Origin of the sequence: Streptomyces sp. Ru73 (assembly GCF_002920575.1) — a bacterium.
Lineage (GTDB): Bacteria > Actinomycetota > Actinomycetes > Streptomycetales > Streptomycetaceae > Streptomyces.
This window is the reverse complement of sequence record NZ_PQSQ01000090.1, coordinates 13,347-31,540: the sequence shown is the minus strand read 5'-3', so window position 1 is coordinate 31,540 and position 18,194 is coordinate 13,347. Positions and strand designations below refer to the sequence as shown.

General features: G+C 75.2%; 14 protein-coding genes and 1 pseudogene. 8 read left to right on the top strand and 7 right to left on the bottom strand.

Annotated elements, in window-relative coordinates; all coding sequences use genetic code 11:
- The 3 genes from C3486_RS29165 to C3486_RS29155 form a co-directional block, all read left to right on the top strand.
- Positions 1 to 589 (top strand): CdaR family transcriptional regulator (locus tag C3486_RS29165; protein WP_181138740.1); only part of this gene is annotated, 589 nt, incomplete at its 5' end.
- Between the two features lie 85 nt (positions 590 to 674).
- Positions 675 to 1,949, top strand: a complete 1,275-nt coding sequence (locus tag C3486_RS29160; RefSeq protein ID WP_308461274.1) for a DUF1266 domain-containing protein — start codon at positions 675 to 677, stop codon at positions 1,947 to 1,949.
- A gap of 473 nt (positions 1,950 to 2,422) precedes the next feature.
- On the top strand, positions 2,423 to 3,283 hold the full coding sequence (locus tag C3486_RS29155; RefSeq protein WP_374936931.1) for a hypothetical protein: 861 nt from the start codon (positions 2,423 to 2,425) through the stop codon (positions 3,281 to 3,283).
- Positions 3,284 to 3,329: 46 nt separating this feature from the next.
- Here the strand turns inward: C3486_RS29155 and C3486_RS29150 are convergent, their stop codons facing one another.
- The gene (locus tag C3486_RS29150; protein WP_103835770.1) at positions 3,330 to 4,169 is read right to left on the bottom strand and encodes a GntR family transcriptional regulator; all 840 of its coding nucleotides are present in this window, start codon (positions 4,167 to 4,169) and stop codon (positions 3,330 to 3,332) included.
- A 117-nt stretch (positions 4,170 to 4,286) separates the two neighbouring features.
- On the opposite strand from C3486_RS29150, the gene C3486_RS29145 reads away from it, so the two are divergent.
- Complete coding sequence (locus C3486_RS29145) at positions 4,287 to 5,135, top strand: (2Fe-2S)-binding protein (protein ID WP_103835774.1); 849 nt, start codon at positions 4,287 to 4,289, stop codon at positions 5,133 to 5,135.
- 277 nt (positions 5,136 to 5,412) lie between these two features.
- Positions 5,413 to 6,540 carry a DUF2637 domain-containing protein gene (locus C3486_RS29140; RefSeq protein WP_103835769.1) on the top strand — a complete coding sequence of 376 codons (1,128 nt, stop codon included), beginning with the start codon at positions 5,413 to 5,415 and terminating at the stop codon, positions 6,538 to 6,540.
- A 76-nt stretch (positions 6,541 to 6,616) separates the two neighbouring features.
- Here the strand turns inward: C3486_RS29140 and C3486_RS29135 are convergent, their stop codons facing one another.
- The 6 genes and pseudogenes from C3486_RS29135 to rsgA all read right to left on the bottom strand — a co-directional run bounded on the left by C3486_RS29135 (position 6,617) and on the right by rsgA (position 14,032).
- On the bottom strand, positions 6,617 to 7,099 hold the full coding sequence (locus C3486_RS29135; protein WP_103835768.1) for an ATP-binding protein: 483 nt from the start codon (positions 7,097 to 7,099) through the stop codon (positions 6,617 to 6,619).
- Between the two features lie 409 nt (positions 7,100 to 7,508).
- The gene (locus C3486_RS29130) at positions 7,509 to 9,251 is read right to left on the bottom strand and encodes a pyruvate dehydrogenase (protein WP_103835767.1); all 1,743 of its coding nucleotides are present in this window, start codon (positions 9,249 to 9,251) and stop codon (positions 7,509 to 7,511) included.
- A gap of 161 nt (positions 9,252 to 9,412) precedes the next feature.
- Positions 9,413 to 10,751 (bottom strand): annotated as a pseudogene (locus C3486_RS29125) (protein phosphatase 2C domain-containing protein).
- A 64-nt stretch (positions 10,752 to 10,815) separates the two neighbouring features.
- Complete coding sequence (locus C3486_RS29120) at positions 10,816 to 11,322, bottom strand: methylated-DNA--[protein]-cysteine S-methyltransferase (protein ID WP_103835766.1); 507 nt, start codon at positions 11,320 to 11,322, stop codon at positions 10,816 to 10,818.
- Complete coding sequence (locus C3486_RS29115) at positions 11,300 to 12,832, bottom strand: DNA-3-methyladenine glycosylase 2 family protein (protein ID WP_103835765.1); 1,533 nt, start codon at positions 12,830 to 12,832, stop codon at positions 11,300 to 11,302. The genes C3486_RS29120 and C3486_RS29115 overlap by 23 nt, the downstream gene beginning before the upstream one ends.
- A gap of 93 nt (positions 12,833 to 12,925) precedes the next feature.
- Positions 12,926 to 14,032 (bottom strand): ribosome small subunit-dependent GTPase A, encoded by a 1,107-nt coding sequence (rsgA, locus tag C3486_RS29110; RefSeq protein ID WP_103835764.1) that lies wholly within the window; start codon positions 14,030 to 14,032, stop codon positions 12,926 to 12,928.
- Positions 14,033 to 14,471: 439 nt separating this feature from the next.
- Between rsgA and C3486_RS29105 the strand changes: the two genes are divergently transcribed.
- The 3 genes from C3486_RS29105 (at position 14,472) to C3486_RS29095 (ending at position 18,163) form a co-directional block, all read left to right on the top strand.
- Entirely contained in the window at positions 14,472 to 15,437 is a 966-nt protein-coding gene (locus C3486_RS29105) for a hypothetical protein (protein WP_103835763.1), read from the top strand.
- A gap of 179 nt (positions 15,438 to 15,616) precedes the next feature.
- Positions 15,617 to 17,068 (top strand): amino acid permease, encoded by a 1,452-nt coding sequence (locus C3486_RS29100; protein WP_103835773.1) that lies wholly within the window; start codon positions 15,617 to 15,619, stop codon positions 17,066 to 17,068.
- A 138-nt stretch (positions 17,069 to 17,206) separates the two neighbouring features.
- The gene (locus tag C3486_RS29095; protein ID WP_103835762.1) at positions 17,207 to 18,163 is read left to right on the top strand and encodes a GlxA family transcriptional regulator; all 957 of its coding nucleotides are present in this window, start codon (positions 17,207 to 17,209) and stop codon (positions 18,161 to 18,163) included.
- Positions 18,164 to 18,194: the final 31 nt, after the last annotated feature.

Below are 18,194 nucleotides of genomic sequence, written 5' to 3'. Positions count from 1 at the left end.
CGACCGGATCGCCGTAGCCCATACGGGTGACGAGGCGGTCGCCCTGGTGCCGCTGCCCGCCCTGCCCGAGGACGAGGGCGAGGCCAAGGCCACGGGGCTCAAGGCGGACGCCCTGCTGGCGGCCGTCCAGGAGCCGCTGGCCCGCGGGCTGGCCGACGACGGCCGGCTCACCCTCGGCGTCAGCGCCGCCGTGCACTCGGCGGAGGGCCTGCGCGGCGCGCTGGAGGAGGCCCGGCACGCCCGCCGGGTCGCCGCGGCCCGGCCGGGCCCGGTGTGCGCGGCCGGCCACGAGGAGCTGGCCTCGCACGTCCTGCTGCTCCCGTTCGTCCCCGACGACGTGCGGCGCGCCTTCACGGCCCGGCTCCTGGACCCGCTGCGGGACTACGACCGCCGGCACCGTGCCGAGCTGATCCCCACGCTGGAGGCGTTCCTCGACAGCGACGGCTCCTGGACCCGCTGCGCCGGCCGGCTCCACCTGCACGTCAACACGCTCCGCTACCGGGTCGGCCGCATCGAGCAGCTCACCGGCCGCGACCTGTCCCGCCTGGAGGACAAGCTGGACTTCTTCCTCGCCCTGCGGATGACGTGAGCGCGCCCTCCGAAGGGCCCGGGCCCGTGCGCACCGCTCCCCGGGCCCCGCACAACCGCTGGTCACGGCTCGATAAGGTTTTCCCATGGCGATGACGGACGGGCCGGGAGCGGCCGCCGAGCCGGGACCGGCCGCACCGGCACCGGCCTGGCAGGCGCCGAGCGAGGTGGAGCAGCAGCTGTACGACGCGAAGTCGCGCGGCGACTGGGCGGCGTACTTCGACGTACTGGCCCGCGCCGAGCTGTTCATCGCCGACTCCCGGGCCATGGCGGACGCGCATCCGGGGACGGTGCGCTTCCAGCCGTACTGGGACCAGCGGACCGGGACACCGTGCCTGGCCGCCTTCACCATCGGCATGCTGCCGGCGCCCGTCCCCGACCCGGTCTTCTGGTCCGGCTCGCTGGACTGGTTCGCACGCAACTGGGAGGCGCACGACCCGCCGTGGCTGGCCGTCAACCCCGGCAGCCCGTGCGAGGCGTACTTCCCGACCTCGCCCGAGCACCGCGCCCTGTGGCAGCGGCACGCCGCGGACGCCGCCGCCTCCGGCGAGTCCCGGACCGGGCTGCGCGCCCTGCACGTGGGCGGGCCGCTGCACGGCCCGGTGGCGCACGGACTCGCCTGCGGCGCGCTGCTGTTCGTCAGCAACGGCGAGCCGTGGAACGCCATGGCGTACCACGGCAGCGGCTACTACCCGTCGAAGAAGTCGCTCGCGGAGTTCTGGAACATCACCGACCGGGCGGGCTGGCAGCAGGCGCAGGAGCGGCTGACCGCCGCCGACATGGTCAGCGAGGTCTGGGAGTTCGCGCTCGCGGTGCGGCGCTCGCTCGCGCTGGACTTCGCGGGCCCGGTGAGCGTGGACCACTGGCGCGGGGTCGCCGAGCGGGTGCTGCGGCACAACGCCGAGAAGGGCGCCGAGGTCAGGATCACCCCGGACGGCGTGACGAAGAGCGAGCCGCCCGGCGAGGCGGAGGTCGCCTCGCAGGTCGCGGGGGTGCAGCGGCTGATCGGCCGGATCGCGCGCTACGAGGCGCGGTTCCGCGCGGACGGCGTGCTGGCCGAGGGCGGGTTCGTCCGGTCCGTCGAGGCGTGGGACCTGGGGCGGGCCTCGTGCATGGCCCGCTGGGGGCTGGGCGCCCGCTACTGCGACCTGCAGGAGGCGGAACAGGCCGTGCTGCGCGCCGGCCGGGCGAGCCGGAACGCGTACCGCTCGTGGGAGGACTTCTCGGCCGGCTTCATCCTCGGGCGCTGCCTCCAGTTCGACGAGGAGGAATTCGGCCACTGGTACGAGGACATGGTCACCGCGCACCGGATCCTCACCACCGACCCGGCCAGCCCGTGGCGGAACATCCCCTGGGAGTGAGGCCGGGCCGCCGGTGAGGCCCGCCCCTCGACACGTGCGTCACCCGGCGCGCGTCCCGGCGCGCGCCGCGGCCCCCGCGATCAGCCGGTCCCGTCCCCGCCAGGCGTCCACCGCCGCGTCCGTCAGCGTGACCGGGCGACGGGATCACCGGACGCGGGCCGGAGGGCGGACGGCGCCGGACGCACGGCGCACCCGGCGGCGTGACTCCGAATCATCCTTTCGGGCGGCTTTCCCGCGCCGCCGCGGCCGCGATCGAAGCGCCAGGTCAGCGCGTACGGGGCCGGAACGCGTCCGCCGGAACCCCGCGCGGAACGGCAACGGCGGGCCTCGCGGACGGCTCAACTCCGCGCTGTACACGGTCCACCGGAGATTGTGAAATCATTCACTCAACCCCTTGGCCCCGCGCCGCCATTCGTGCTGAGATTCGCCCACTGCTTCCAGTCCAGCTCAAAGGTGCGCTTGGGGAGGGCAACGTGGCGGATACCGCCATGCCGGAATCTGCGGAATCGGACGGGCCCGGAGGGCCCGTCGAACGACTGCCGGTGCCGGGTGCACCGGTGACGGGACTGCCGGGAGCGAGGACGGCGGGCCCGACCGCCGAGGGGGACGACCCACTGGACCGGGCCGTCTGGCGGCTCCGCTCCCGCGGCTGCTGGGAGGACGCGGCCGCACTGCTGGAACCGCACGCCGAGCACGCGCCCACCGCGCTGCGCCGCGCGGCGCTCCTGGTGGAGCGGTGCATGTTCACCTGCGCCGGCTGGGCCGAGGCGGAGGACGCCCTGCGGCACGCCGAGGCCCGCGCGACCACCGACGACGAACGCGGCGACGCGGCCTGCGAGCGCGGCCACCTCGCCTACGCCGCCACCGTCCTGGGCGTACGGGACCGCGCCGACGAGGCCAGGGCGGCGCTCGGCCGGGCCGCCGCGCTGCTGCACCCGGCCGCCGTGGGCCGCGCGCTGCTGGACTTCCGGCGCGGCCTGATGGCCGAGCACCTGGTCGACAGCCCGCAGTCGGCCCGCGCCGCCTACCGCCGCGCGCACGCCGCCGCCACCGCGCACGACGACCCGCTGCTGCTCTCCTTCACCTGGCGCCACCTGGCCGGACTCGCGCTGCGCGACGGTGAGCTGGCGGAGGCCCGGCACGGCTTCGCCGAGTCGCTGCGCATTCGCGAGGAGCTGGGCTACCTCATCGGCACGGCCCCCGCGCTCGCCGCGCTCGCCGACGCCGCCCCCGAAGAGGAGGCCCCGCGGCTGCGCGCCGAGGCCGCCCGGCTCTTCCGCCTCATGGGCGGCGTCCCCACCTGGCTCGCCGGCCACCTGACGACGGCGGCGTAGCCCGCCCCGGGCCCGGGAGCGGCGCCCGGACCGGTCCGGGAAGGGATCAGTGCGGGAAGCGGGCGCCCGTGAGGTGGTCGCGGATGATGCGCTCGGCGAGGGCCGGGTCCTGGGCCGCCAGGGCGTCGAGGAGCGCCATGTGGTCGGCGGCGTCGGCCAGCAGGTCGGCGACGCCCACCGCGGCGCCGCCGCAGGGCCAGACCGTACGGCGGTGCAGGTCGTCGGCGACGAGGGCCAGCTGCCGGTTGCCGGTCAGCGCGAGGAGCGCGCGGTGGAAGGCCCGGTCGGCCTCCGCGTACGCCACGCAGTCGCCGTGGCCCGCGGCCGTGACGGTCGCGGCGGCCTGCGGGCGCAGCTCCTCCCAGCGCTCGGGCGGCAGCGTACGGGCCAGCCGCAGCACGGCCGGGACCTCCAGCATCGCCCGCACCTCGGCCAGCTCGGCGAGGTCGCGCGGGGTGCGCTCGGCGACCCGGAAGCCGCGGTTCGGCACCACCTCGACGGCGCCCTCGACCGCGAGCTGCTGCATCGCCTCGCGGACCGGGGTGGGTGACACACCGAAGCTCTCGGCGAGCGCGGGGGCCGAATAGACGGCGCCGGGTGTCAGCTCGCCGGAGAGCAGGGCCTCGCGGAGCGCCGCGAGCACCTGGGCGCGCACGGAGTGGCGCTGCGGCTTGCGGACGGGCGCCGCGGGGCGCGGTGCGGGCACGGCGTGGGTGAGGGCCGCGGGCTCGGCGTCCGCGCGGGTGCCGCCGGACGCCGGTGCCGCGGACAGCCGCTGGGCGCCGTCCGCGTCGGCGGGGTGGCGTGCGCGTCCCGCCTCGGCGCTCCCCTGGGCGGGCACGCGGGCGCGTATCCGCGGGGGCTGCTCCGCCGCGCGCTGCTCCATGGGGTACCTCCAGATGTCCTTGTGCACCCTAGGCGGCCCCCGCCACAGGTCAAACCCCGGAGTCTTCCGCTAAGGTAAGCCTTACCTGCCAACGACAGCGATTCGGTGGTCCTCCGCATGGCTTCTTCCGTCCTCGCCGCCCCGCCGTCCCCTTCCCCCGTGACCGGTGCCTATGCCCGGCTCAGCGAGGTGTTCCCGGGCCTGCGGGTCACCGAACTGGGCCCGGAGGACGCGGCCCCGGCCGGCGAGGGCTGGACCTCGGCGGCGGCCCTGGCGGCCGGCGGCGCGGCCCTGGACGCCTTCCTGGCCTGGGACGACGCGCAGGTGGTCAAGAACTACGGCACGCAGGCACGCCCTGACGTCGTCGCCAGCTTCGGTCTGCACCGCTACGCCTGGCCGGCCTGCCTGCTGATCACCATGCCGTGGTTCCTGCACCGCCGGGTGCCGCGGCTGCCCGCCGACGCGGTGTTCTTCCCGCGCGAGATGGGCCGTACGGCCGTACGGATCACGTCCTTCGCGTGCCTGCCCGGCGATCCGGCGGCCGAGCTGCCGGGCGCGGTGGTCGTGGCCGACGAGGAAGCGCTGCGCGCGGAGGTGCGGGCCGCGGTCGCCGAGCACCTCGCGCCCGTGCTGGACGGCTTCCGCCCCCGCGTGCGGCGCGGGCCGCGCGCCCTGTGGGGCATGGCGACGGACGAGGTCGTCGAGGGGCTGTGGTACCTCGGCCATCTGCTCGGCGAGGAGCCGCGCGCCGTGGCCGAAGTCGAGCGCCTGCTGCCCGGCGCGACGGCGCCGTACGTCGGCGGCGCGGGCTTCCGCGAACTGACCGGCCCGGCCGGGGAGAAGCTGCCCACGCGCGACCGTGCGAGCTGCTGCATGTTCTACACGGTCCGCCCCGAGGACACCTGCGTCACCTGCCCCCGCACCTGCGACGCGGACCGCGTCGCCCGCCTCACCGCGACCGCCTGACCGTCCCCCGGCCGGAGCGGCCGCCGTCCGGGCGGCCGGGGGACGCCCGAGGGGCGGCCGGAACGGAGCCCTCGGCTCCCCTCACCCCACCGTCACCCGATCGAGTGGCGGCAATCGAACTCAACCGCCGTCCTTCTCACGGGTGTACGAACACTTCACCCCTCCCGGCTGACCGGTGCGCCTCCTTGGCGTTCTCTTGCCCCGAAAACCCCTGCGGAACCAGCCGGCTCCGCCAGGATGTCGCGCGAAAACGCGTACCGCGATGCAAGGGGTCCCAATGAAGATGACGGACATATCGCTGGACTGGCTCGTCCCGGGAGCCCTGCTGCTCATCGGCGTCTCGGCGGCCGTCGCGGTCGTCCTGCGCGGCAGGCACGCCACACAGAAGGCGGCCGACGACTCCTGGGAGCGCAGCGAGGAGCGGCGGCGGCGCAAGGAGGCCGTCTACGGCTCGGCGTCCTACCTCCTGCTCTTCTGCTGCGCCGCGGTGGCCGCCGCGCTCTCCTTCCACGGCCTGGTCGGCTTCGGCCGGCAGAACCTCAGCCTCTCCGGGGGCTGGGAGTACCTGGTGCCCTTCGGCCTGGACGGCGCCGCGATGTTCTGCTCCGTACTGGCCGTGCGCGAGGCCAGCCACGGTGACGCCGCGCTCGGCTCCCGGATGCTGGTGTGGACGTTCGCCGGCGCCGCCGCGTGGTTCAACTGGGTGCACGCGCCGCGCGGCCTGGACCACGCGGGCGCTCCGCAGTTCTTCGCGGGCATGTCGCTGTCGGCCGCGGTCCTCTTCGACCGGGCGCTGAAGCAGACCCGCCGGGCGGCCCTGCGCGAACAGGGCCTGGTCCCGCGGCCGCTGCCGCAGATCCGCATGGTCCGCTGGCTGCGTGCCCCGCGCGAGACCTTCGCCGCCTGGTCGCTGATGCTGCTGGAGGGCGTGCGCAGCCTGGACGAGGCGGTCGAGGAGGTGCGCGAGGACCGCCGCGAGCGGGAGCGGACCCGGCGGCGCCGGCGCGAGCACCGGAAGCTGGACCGGGCCCGGGTGCGGGCGCTGAACCGGCAGCACCGCTGGGGCCGCGGCGCCCGCCAGGTGCCGGCCGTGGAGCCGGCGCGTACCGCGGCGCAGCAGTCCGGTGCCCCGGCCCTGGAGAGCCAGGCGATCGAGGCGCCGGCGTCGGCGGGCCGGGCGGCGGAGGGTGCCGCGCCCGACGGCTCACCGGCCGGTGCCGAGCCCGCCGGCGGCGCGGCCCGCTCGCGCCCCACGCTGAAGGCGGTCACGGGACGTGCCGACGGCGGTGCCGAGCGGCCGGGCGGGCGGACCGTCGACCTCACCGCCGAGGACGACACGCAGACGATCCCGCGGCTGGACTCCCTGGAGGAGAAGCTCGCCGAGATCGAGCGGCAGTTCGGCTGAGCGGACGGTGACAGCGGTGCGGCGGGCCGCCCCGAGGGGCGGCCCGCCGCACGTCACGCGTTCCGGGCGCCGGCCCTCAGGCCGCCGTGCCGCCCAGTTCGAACCACACGCTCTTGCCGACCCCGTGCATCCGTATGCCCCAGGCGTCGGCGAGCGAGCGCACCAGCATCAGCCCCCTCCCCGACGTGCCGTCGGCGGTCGGTCTGCGGGGCCGCGGGCGGCGGGACACGAAGTCCCGTACTTCCACCCGCAGCCGGTCGGTCACCGTGACGGTGACCACGGCGCCCCGGTCGGTGTGCACCAGGGCATTGGTCACCAGCTCGCTGATGAGCAGTTCGGCAATGTCCGACCTGCCCGTCTCCCCCCAGTGGAGCAGCAGTTGGCGCAGGTCCTTGCGGACGTCCGCCACCGCCGTGAGATCGGCGTGGCGCAGCCGGCGCCGGACGGCCCTCGGCCGCTGCCCGCCGGTCCATGTGTCGATACGGCCGTCGACGGGTCCGGCGATCGGCCCGTCGACCCGTCCGTGCAGTGGTTCGCCCCGTACAGGCTGACGATTCATCCTCCCCGCCCCGAGCGTTCCCGTGTCCCCGATCTTCCGGACAACCTCACGGCGATGCATGCCCACCGGGCCGCACGCCAAGCTTCGCCCCATGCTTCCGCATATGCCATACGATGCCCGGCTGGTCCCGACCAAGGCCCGGCCCCGCCGACATGACAAGGGCGGGAGGGCGGCCGCCGCACCGCCGTCCGTAGGCCGAATTCGCCCCCGCTGCCGACCGGTCCGCTGCCGCAGCCGGTGCCGCGCGGCCCGGCGGAGCCGTCGAGACGGCCGGTCCGCCGAACGGCCCGGTGCGTCTACGCCCACGTCCGGCGGGCTACGGCGGCCCGGCGCAGCCAGGAAGCCCGTGACCGCTCCTGGCGCCGCCGGGCACAGGCGGGGGGCATGTGCCCCGCGGCACGGGGACGACTCACATGCGCGGGATGTTGCGGAGGTTGGACCGGGCCATCTGCACCATCCGGCCCACGCCGCCGTCCAGCACGATCTTCCCTGCGGAGAGCGCGAATCCGGTCACCATGTCCGCGCTGATCTTCGGCGGGATGGACAGCGCGTTCGGGTCGGTGACGACGTCGACGAGCGCGGGCCCGTTGTGCTTGAAGGCGTCCCGCAGCGCGCCCCGCAGCTGCTTGGGCTTCTCCACCCGGACGCCGTACGCGCCCGCCGCCCTGGCGATGGCCGCGAAGTCGGGGTTGTGGTTGTCGGTGCCGTACGAGGGCAGCCCGGCCACCAGCATCTCCAGCTCGACCATGCCGAGCGAGGAGTTGTTGAAGAGCACCACCTTCACCGGCAGGTTGTACTGGACGAGGGTGAGGAAGTCGCCCATCAGCATGGAGAATCCGCCGTCGCCCGACATCGAGACGACCTGCCGCCGGCGGTCGGTGAGCTGCGCGCCGATGGCCTGCGGCAGCGCGTTGGCCATGGAGCCGTGGGTGAACGAACCGATGACCCGGCGGCGCCCGTTGGGCGTGAGGTAGCGCGCCGCCCAGACGTTGCACATGCCCGTGTCGACCGTGAAGACCGCGTCGTCGGCGCCCTCCTCGTCCAGTACGGAGGCCACGTACTCCGGGTGGATCGGCACGTGCTTGTCGACCCGGCGGGTGTACGCCTTGACGACCCCCTCCAGCGCGTCGGCGTGCTTCTTCAGCATCCGGTCCAGGAAGCGGCGGTTCTTCTTCTCCGCGACCAGCGGGGTCAGGCAGCGCAGCGTCTCGCGCACGTCGCCCCAGACGGCCAGGTCCAGCGTGGAGCGGCGGCCGAGGTGCTCGGGGCGCACGTCGACCTGCACGATCGGCACGTCCTTCGGCAGGAAGGCGTTGTACGGGAAGTCGGTGCCGAGCAGGATCAGCAGGTCGCACTCGTGCGTGGCTTCGTAGGCGGCGCCGTACCCGAGCAGACCGCTCATCCCGACGTCGAAGGGATTGTCGTACTGGATCCACTCCTTGCCGCGCAGCGCGTGCCCGACCGGGGACTTGATCTTCTCGGCCAGCTCCATGACCTCGGCGTGCGCACCCGCCGTACCGCTGCCGCAGAACAGCGTGACCTTGCCGGCCCCGTCGATCATGCGGGCCAGCTGGGCGATCTCGGCGTCGCCCGGCCGTACGGTCGGCCGTGAGGTGACGAGCGCGTGCTCCTCGGCGCGCTCCGGGGCCGGCTCGCCCGCCACGTCGCCGGGCAGCGCGACCACCGAGACGCCGCTGCGGCCCACCGCGTGCTGGATCGCGGTCTGCAGGACGCGCGGCATCTGCCGGGTGGTGGAGATCAGTTCGCAGTAGTGGCTGCACTCCTGGAAGAGCTGGTCGGGGTGGGTCTCCTGGAAGAAGCTCGTGCCGATCTCGCTGGAGGGGATGTGCGAGGCCAGGGCCAGGACGGGAGCCATCGAACGGTGCGCGTCGAAGAGGCCGTTGATCAGGTGGAGGTTGCCCGGGCCGCAGGAGCCGGCGCAGGCCGCGAGCCGGCCGGTGATCTGGGCCTCGGCCCCGGCCGCGAACGCCGCGACCTCCTCGTGCCGGACCTGGACCCACTCGACGGCCGAGGTGCGGCGGATGGCGTCGACGACGGGGTTCAGGCTGTCGCCGACGACTCCGTAGAGCCGCTTGACCCCGGCGCGCGCCAGGATGTCGACGAACTGCTCGGCCACGGTCTGCTTCGCCATCGCGCGCACGCCCTTCGGGTGGGGATCAGTGGCTCGCGCCGCCCGCGGTGCTTTTGCCCGCCTTTGCGGCATCGGTTCGGTTCTACCACTCCACCCCGGGGCGGCCCCGGAAGGCGTACGGCGTTGCCGCGGGCCGGTCCCCGCCGTCCCCCGGCTGCCGGTCAGCCGTCCCAGACCGCCGCCGCCGTGCGGTCCTTCGCATGGCCCTTCAGACGCAGCTGGGCGTCGGCCAGGAAGGCGGCCAGGCCCGGCGGCTCGGTCTCGGCCCACCGCCCGGCCAGCCGCGCGGCGAAGTCCGGCGCCTCGCGCAGCGGCTCGGCGAGGCCCGCGCTGCACAGCAGCAGGGTGTCGCCGGGTCGGGCCACGGAGGCGCGGAAGCGGAACGGTTCACCGGCCGCTCCGGTCTCCTCGGGGCCGGTCCCGTCGGCGGCCTCACCGGCGGACCCGTCGGCCCCGGGCGCGGCCGGCTTCCGGACGACGCCGAGGTCCATCGTCGGCTCAGGCCCGGCGGTCCGGGCGCGCTGCGCCGGGATGCCGGACGGCCGGGTGCCGTACCCGACGACCGGCCCGCCGGCCGCGTCCTCCGGCGGCAGCGGCGGCTCCAGGTCCTGCCAGACGCCGTCCCGGAGCCGGAAGAGGCCGCCCGCGCCGAGGCCGAAGAAGACCCGGGTCCGGCAGGCCGGGTCGGCGGGCAGCAACAGGCAGCGCAGCGCGGCGGTGTACTCGTGCGGCTCCAGGCCCAGCTCGGCGGCGCGCGCCCGCAGCCGGCCGGTGCAGCGGTCGGTGAGCCGCTGCAGCCCGGACTTGAGGGCTTCGCGGCGGCCGGCCCGGATGTCGTCGGCCAGCCGGGCGCCGGAGCGGCCGACGGCGGCGCCGATCCAGTGGCAGGCGTCCCGCGCCGCGCGGTGCCCCGCGGGCGAGGCGTGCGGGCCGGAGGCGACGGCGACCAGTATCAGGGGTCTGCCGGCCGGTGCCGAAGCGGGCGGTGAGCAGCGCGTCGCGGCGCGGGTCGCCGCGGTACCGGGCCGAGTCGCCGCGCACGGAGGCGGCGCGCAGCGTGAGCGTGCCGTACTGCGCGCCGTCCAGCTCGGTGTCCGGCACCAGCGAGGCGAGGTCGGCCGGGTCGGCGTCGGGCAGCGCGACCGGCTCGGGCGCGTACGTGGGCGGCCGGTCGCCGACGAACTCCACGACGGGCGGCGGCGCGGGCGGTACGGCGGACCGGGGCGGCGCGGGCCGGGGCCCGGATTCGGCGGCCGGCGCGGCGGCGGGCGGTGGCTGCGGGGCGGTGGTGCGCGGTGGCGGCGGGTCAGCGGCGGGCGCGGGGCCCGGCACCGGCCCGGGGCCGGCGGCGCCGACCGCGCGCAACGCGGAGTGCACGCGGTCGTCGAGCGAGTCGGGCGCGGCCGAGGGCCCCGCGTCACCGGGCGTGCCGCCGTCCCCTTCGTACAGCTCGCGCCACCAGTCGTCCTCATGTCCGCGGGTGTCCCCCTGCTGCGTCATGCCCCGTATTGTCCATCGGCGGCAGGCCGGGAAACAGTGCACAAAAGAGTGCTCCGCGCACGGGTCAGCCGGCCGCGGCGACGCCCTCCAGGGACAGCAGCGCGCGCTTGCGGTCCAGGCCGCCCGCGTAGCCGGTGAGCGAGCCGTCCGCGCCGATGACGCGGTGGCAGGGTCGCAGGACGAGCAGCGGGTTGGCACCGATCGCGGTGCCGATGGCCCGTACGGCGGGCCGGGACGCACCGATGCGGCGGGCGATCTCGCCGTAGCTGACGGTCTCGCCGTACGGCACGCCGTCCAGCGCCGCCCAGACCCGCTCGCGAAAGGCCGTGCCGCGTGCGGACAGGGCGAGCGCGAACTCCCGGCGCTCGCCCGCGAAGTACTCGGTGAGCTGCCGGGCCGCCTCGGCGAAGGCCGCCGGTTCGCGGGTCCAGTCCGCCGCGGGCACGACGCCGCCCTTCTGGTCCGGCACGGAGAGCGAGGTGAGCACCGTGCCGCCGGGGGCGTCGGCGGCGGGTTCGCCGACGAGGGTGAGCGGGCCGAGCGGGCTGTCAAGCAGCGTGTAGAGCGGCATGGTCGCCGGTGTCCTTCGGTTCGGAGGCTTCGGGGTGGTCTGCGGGGCGGTGCTTCCCGGAGCGGTGCTCTTCGGGGCGGTGCGTCTCGGGGCGGTGTTCTGCGGGGTCGGCGGCAGCGGCCGTGCGGCCCGCGTGGCGGAGGTGCTGCAGGGCGTACGAGCGCCACGGGCGCCGGCGCTCCGCCTCCGGCCCGGCGTCCGGCGGGCCCACGTCGGGGTCGCCCAGCGCGCGCCGCCTGATGACCGCGGCGGCGGCCGGGCCGACGCCCGGCAGCGCGGCGAGGGCCCGCTCGGCGGCGTCCCGGTCCGCGCCCGCGCCGATGTCGACGGTGCCGTCGGCGAGCGCGGCGCACAGCGCCCGTACGCCCGCGGCCACGTCGGCCCCGGCCAGCTCGGCGGGGGCCGGGAAGAGGTGGGTGAGCGTGCCGTCGGGCGTGTCCAGGGGCTTGCCGTACGCCCGTACGAGGGCCGCTGCGCGCTCCGGGCCCCCGCCCAGGACGGTGCGCACCGCCTGCTCGGCGGGGTCGGCCGCGCCCGGCGAGCGCAGTCCGGGCCGCGCGGCGACCAGTGGCCGGAGCAGCGGGTCGGCGGACAGCCGGGCGGCGACCGCGTACGGGTCGGCGTCCAGGTCGAACAGGCGGCGCAGCCGCTGGCTCGCGGCCGGGAGGTCGCGCAGGTCGGTGAGGTGCAGCCGGCAGTCGAGCCAGCCGGACCCGGCCCGGCCGCCGGACCGGCCGGGCCGCTCGCCGACCTCGGCGATGCCGGTGCCGTACGTCAGGCGCAGGGTGCGGCGGTACGTGCGGGCGCCGGCCGCGCCGGTGACCTCCTCGATGCCGGGCACGGCCGCCTCGGCGAGGTCGTCGAAGATCTCCCGCGCGGCGTACGGGCCGCGGAAGGCGAGCCGGAGCGGGATGCCGCCGGGCGTGCCGTGGCCGGTGCCTGCGGTGCGGCCGCGGGCGGCGGCGCGCAGGTCGCTGGGCGTGCTGCCGTAGATCTCCCGCATGGTGGCGTTGAACTGCCTGACGCTGGCGAAACCGGCGGCGAAGGCCAGCTCGGTGACGGGCAGCGCGGTGGTCTGCAGCAGGATCCGGGCGGTGTGCGCGCGGCGGGCGCGGGCGAGGGCCACCGGGCCGGCGCCCAGCTCGGCGGTGAGCTGGCGCTGCACCTGGCGGGGGCTGTAGCCGAGCCGGGCCGCGAGGCCCGCGACGCCGTCGCGGTCGACCACGCCGTCGTCGATGAGCCGCATCGCGCGGCCCACCAGGTCGGCGCGGACGTTCCAGCCGGCCGAGCCGGGGACCGCGTCCGGGCGGCAACGGCGGCAGGCCCGGAAGCCGGCGCCCTGGGCCGCGGCGGCGGAGGGGAAGAACCGGACGTTCTCCCGCTTCGGGGTGACCGCCGGGCAGCTCGGGCGGCAGTAGATGCCGGTCGTCACCACGGCGAAGAAGAATTCTCCGTCGAAGCGCGCGTCCCGGCTCGCCACCGCCTCGTACCTGCTGCTTTCGTCCTCCATACCGTCCAGTGTGCGGGATCGGGGCGGCCGCTTCCGGCGGGAATCGGACATGGCGTTCGGGCCGCCCGCTGCGGGCGGCCCGGACGCCCGGCGTCAGTGCCGTGTCCCCCGCTTCCGCTCGGCCAGGTGGCGGCCGAGCGCCTGCTTCTGCTTCCAGTCCCTGCGCAGCTCGGCGCGGAGCCGGGCGTCGGTCTTGGCGACCAGGTACTGGTTCTCGCGCAGCAGCTTGCGGTAGCTGGCCAGCCGGCGTTCCGGCAGCGCGCCGGAGTCCACAGCGGCCAGCACCGCACAGCCGGGCTCGGTGGTGTGCGCGCAGTCGTGGAACCGGCACTCCGCTGCCAGCTCCTCGACGTCGGTGAAGGTGCGCGCGAGGCCGTCCCCGGCGTCCCACATGCCGACGCCGCGCAGCCCCGGAGTGTCGATCAGCACCCCGCCGGCGGGCAGCATCAGCAGGTCACGGGTGGTCGTGGTGTGCCGGCCCTTGCCGTCCCGGTCGCGTACCGCGTGCACGTGCTGCACGTCGGCGCCGACCAGCGCGTTGGCGAGGGTGGACTTGCCGGCCCCGGACCGGCCGAGCAGGACGGCGGTGCCGCCGGCCAGCGCCGCGGTGAGGACGTCCAGCCCGGCGCCGGTGGCGGCGCTGACCGGCAGTACCTGCACGCCGGGTGCCGCGCCCTCGGCGTCGGCGGCCAGGTGCGCCAGGCCCCGGTCGTCCGGCACCAGGTCCGCCTTGGTCAGGGCGACGAGCGGGGTGGCGCCGCTCTCCCAGGCGAGGGAGACGAAGCGCTCGACGCGGCCGAGGTCGAGCGGCTCGGCGAGCGAGACGGCGACGACGGCGGTGTCGATGTTGGCGGCCAGGACCTGGCCCTCGGACCGCTTGGAGGAGGCGGACCGCACCAGGGCCGTCCGCCGCGGGAGCAGTGCGCGGACGACGGCGTCCGGGCCGCCGCCGGGGTCGATGACGGCCCAGTCGCCGGTGCACGGGACCTTGAGCGGGTCGCTCGTGGCCACGAGCGCGGTGGAGGCGAGGACGGTGCGGACGCCGTCGGCGTCCGGCACGACCGCGTCCACCCGGCCGCGGTCGATGCGCACGAGGCGGCCGGGCAGCAGGCCCTGTGCGGCGTACGGGGCGAATTCCCGCGCGTGCCCCTCGTCCCAGCCGTAGGGCGTGAGGGGGTGCGCAGCGGTGACGTCGGACAACGGGATGACCCTTCCGAACGGGTGGTCCCGGCAGCGGGCGCGCGCGACGGCGGGCCGGCGGAAAAGTCGAGGTCAGCCGGGGACCACGGAGATGTGATTGAGGCACTTGCGAATGCGGGCAGGGGCCTGCGCGATGACAGCCATCGGTCCACACCTCCTCGTTCGTCGTCCGTGAAGTCCGCGGGGCTCGGCGGACGTTGCTCACCCTAGGGCGGGCCGCCCGCCGCCGCCAACGATTTTCCGGGCTCGGCGCCGAGTCCGTTGAGCGGAAAACTTGTTGACACTCCGTCGGATAAAAATTGGTTGCTCGAGTGCCTGGTTTCGGTCCGTGTGGCACCTGAGTAAGGTGTGGCGTCAGTCGGGCCCCGGAGCAATTCCGGCTGCGCCGCGGGCTCCGTAATTCCACAACGTCGGTAACGGGGAAGGAACGGCACCCAGCATGGCCGCTGGCCTGTTCGAAGGGCAGTACGTATGGCACCCGGCGGCCGACGATCGCCGGCTGGCGAGCGCCTGTGTGGATGTGCGCGCCGGACGCTACTTCAGCGCCCGTGAGGTGCTGCGCGAGACCCGCCGCGATTTCGCGGTACGCGCGCACCGTTCTCTGGTGCTCGCCTCCGAAGCGGCCGATTCCGACCTGACCGAGCGCTGGCTCGCCGAGGAACCGGGCACCGAGGCCGCGCTGTTGTGGGCGCGGGTCGCGGCGCTGCGCGCCTGCCGGGCCGCCGAGACGCAGGACCGGCACGCCGGCGCGCTGAGCCGGATAGCCCTGTCGGCCTGCGACCGGGCGGCGGAGCTGGCACCGATGGACCCCACGCCGTGGGCCGCCAAGCTCGCGCTGGCCCGCTTCCAGCGCCATCTGGACCCGGCGCCCGAGGGGCTGATCACCGCGCCGCCCGGCCCGTGGTCGCTGTTCGCGCACATCCTGCGGCTGGACCCCTGGCACCGCGAGGCCCACCACCGCTTCCTCTCCTGCTTCTTCGCCCGGTACGGCGGTTCGGCGGGCGCCGCGTGGGACGTCGCCGCCTTCCTCGCGCAGCGCGCGCCGGCCACCTCGGCGCTGCGGCTGCTGCCGCTGGTGGCCGTGGTCGAGGAGTACGACCCGCGCGCGCCGCTGGCCGACCGTACGTGGGAGCAGCCGCAGTGGCGGTCGACGGCGCTGCGGATCTACCAGAACTGGCTGCCGGAGGTGGCCGGTTACCGCTTCACGCCGGTGCTGGACCTGGCGTACCTGGCGCACGCGCTGACCATGGCGCGGCACGAGTTCGAGGCGCGGGCGGTCTTCACGGCCATGGGCCCGTACGCCTCGCGGATGCCCTGGAGCGCGTTCGGCGACCCGGCCGAGCAGCTGAGCAGGGCGCGGCGCCGCTGCGGGCTGCCGGTCCCGCACGCGCCGGACTCCTCCTGAACCGGTTCTCCACCGCCGGCTCCCCCCACCGTGCTGCCGGCGCGCACCGCCCGTCCCCCCAGAAAGGTACGTCCGTGTCCGACTCCGCGTCCGATTCCGCATTCCTCTCGCGGGTGCGCACCCGAAAGAACCCGGCGGCCGCGCCGGCCGCCCTGGATGATGACGCCACCCTGCACGCGATGGGGTATCCGCGGAAACTCACCCGGAGATTCCGCGCCTTCGACAATTTCGCGATCTCCTTCACGATCATCAACATCATATCCGGGATCTTTTCGTCCTTCGGATTCGGCATGAATGCCGGCGGTCCGCGCATCCTGGTGTTCGGCTGGATCGCGGTGTCGATTCTCGTGCTGTTCATCGGCGCCTCGATGGCGGAAATCACCTCCGCCTATCCCACGAGCGGCGCGCTGTATTTCTCGGCGGGCAAGCTCGCCAAACGGCACCGCGGCGCGTGGTCCTGGTACACCGGCTGGCTGAACTTCGTGGGCCAGGTCGGCGGGACGGCCGCGACCGGTTACGCGGCGGCCACCTTCATCCAGGCGTTCCTCGCCATGCAGTGGCCCTCGTACCAGGTCTCCGAGCAGCGCACGGTGCTCATCACGGCGGCGATCCTGCTGGTCCAGGCGCTGGCCAACACCTACACCGTGCACCTGGTCGCGATCCTGAACCGCATCTCGGTGTGGTGGCTGCTGATCGGCATGGTGGTCATCGTGGTGGCCCTGACCGTGCTGCCGGACCACCACCAGGACGCGTCGTTCGTGACGCATTTCGCCAACAACACCGGCTTCACGAACGGACTTTACGGCGCACTGCTGGGCCTGCTCGTCACCAGCTGGACCTTCACCGGTTTCGACGGCAGTTTCCACATGTCGGAGGAAACGGTGGGAGCCACCGTCAACGCCCCCAAGGGAATCATGCGGGCGATCGGCTACTCGGCGCTCACCGGCCTCATCCTCATGCTCGCGCTGGTCTATGCCATTCGTGATTACGGAGCGGAGGCGGCCGCTGACGCACCGCCCGTACAGATTCTGATCGACGCGCTCGGCACCGGCACCGCCAAGTTCCTGCTGCTGATCGTGATCGGCGCGATGCTCTTCTGCGGGCTGGCCAATATGACGAGCAACACCCGGCAGATCTTCGCCTTTTCGCGGGACGGCGCGATGCCCGGCTCGCGCTGGTGGCACTCGGTCTCCCCGCGCACCCGTACGCCCGTCAAGGCCGTCTGGCTCGCCGCCGCCTGCTCACTGGTGCTGGTGATCCCCGGCTGGTGGTCGCACACCGCCTTCACCGCCATCGTCAGCGTCAACGTCGTCGGCCTCTTCCTCGCGTACGGCGTCCCGATCTTCCTGCGGCTGCGGCTGGACACCTTCCAGCCGGGGCCGTGGAACCTGGGCCGCTGGGGCAAGCCGGTGGCGGCCGTCGCGGTGGTCTGGATCGTGCTGAGCAACGTGCTGTTCATGCTGCCGCAGGCGTCCCCCATCACCCCCAGCTCGTTCAACTACGCGCCGATCGCGCTGGCCGTGGTGCTGGTCATCGCCACCGTGTGGTGGTTCGCCACCGCCCGGCACCGCTTCCAGGGCCCGGTCAGCTACGGCCGCCCCGACGAGGTCGCGGCGATGGACCTGATCTGAGCCCGGCTGCCTGACGCACGACGCCGTGCCCCGCTCCGCCACCGCGGAGCGGGGCACGGGTGCATCGGGCCGCCTCTGCCGTGCCGGCCGTCCCGGCCGCCGCGGGCCGGCAGCGGCACCCTCGGGTACGTTCCCGTCATGCCCCCGCACCGCGTGGTGGCCCTGCTGCGCGAGCCGCAGGGCGCCTTCGAACTCGCCGGTGCCGCCGAGGTGTTCGGCGCGCCCCGGGACGGCACGCCGCCGCCCTACGACTTCTCCGTCTGCGCGGAGCGGCCGGGTCCGCTGCGCACCACCGCCGGGTACACGATGCTCGTCGAGGCCGGGCTCGGCGCGCTGGAGACCGCCGACACCGTGCTGGTGCCCGGCTGGCTGCCGACCGGGACGCCCGCCTCGCCCGCCGTACGGGACGCGCTGCGCGCGGCGCACCGCCGCGGTGCCCGGATCGCGAGCATCTGCAGCGGCGCGTTCGCGCTGGCCGAGGCCGGGCTGCTGGACGGCCGCGGCGCGACGACGCACTGGCGGTCGACCGCCCGGCTGGCAGCGGAGTTCCCCGCCGTACGGGTCGAGGCGGACGTGCTGTACGTGGACCACGGGGACGTGGCGACCAGCGCGGGCAGCGGGGCCGGCATCGACCTGTGCCTGCATCTGGTGCGCCGGGACCACGGAGCCGCGTACGCGGCGCGGATCGCCCGGAGCATGGTGCTGCCGCCGCACCGGGAGGGCAGTCAGCTGCAGTACGCGGCGGAGCCGACGGCGCCGCCCCGTGCCGACGCCTCGCTGGCGCCGGTGCTGGAGTGGGCGCTGTCCCGGCTGGGCGACGGGGTGAGCGTGCCCCGGCTCGCCGAGCGGGCCGGGCTGTCGGAGCGGACGCTGGCCCGCCGGTTCGCCGACCAGCTCGGCGTCAGTCCTGGGCAGTGGCTGCTGGCCCGGCGCATCGACGCGGCGCGTGCGCTGCTGGAGGAGACCGACCTGCCGGTGGACGCGATCGCCGTCCGGGTCGGGCTCTCCTCGGCGGTCAACCTGCGGCGCCGCTTCCGCGCGGCGCTGGGGACGACGCCGGGCGCCTACCGGCGGGTGTTCGGCGAACGGCGGTGAGCCGTACGGCACGTGGCCTCAGGTGAGCCGT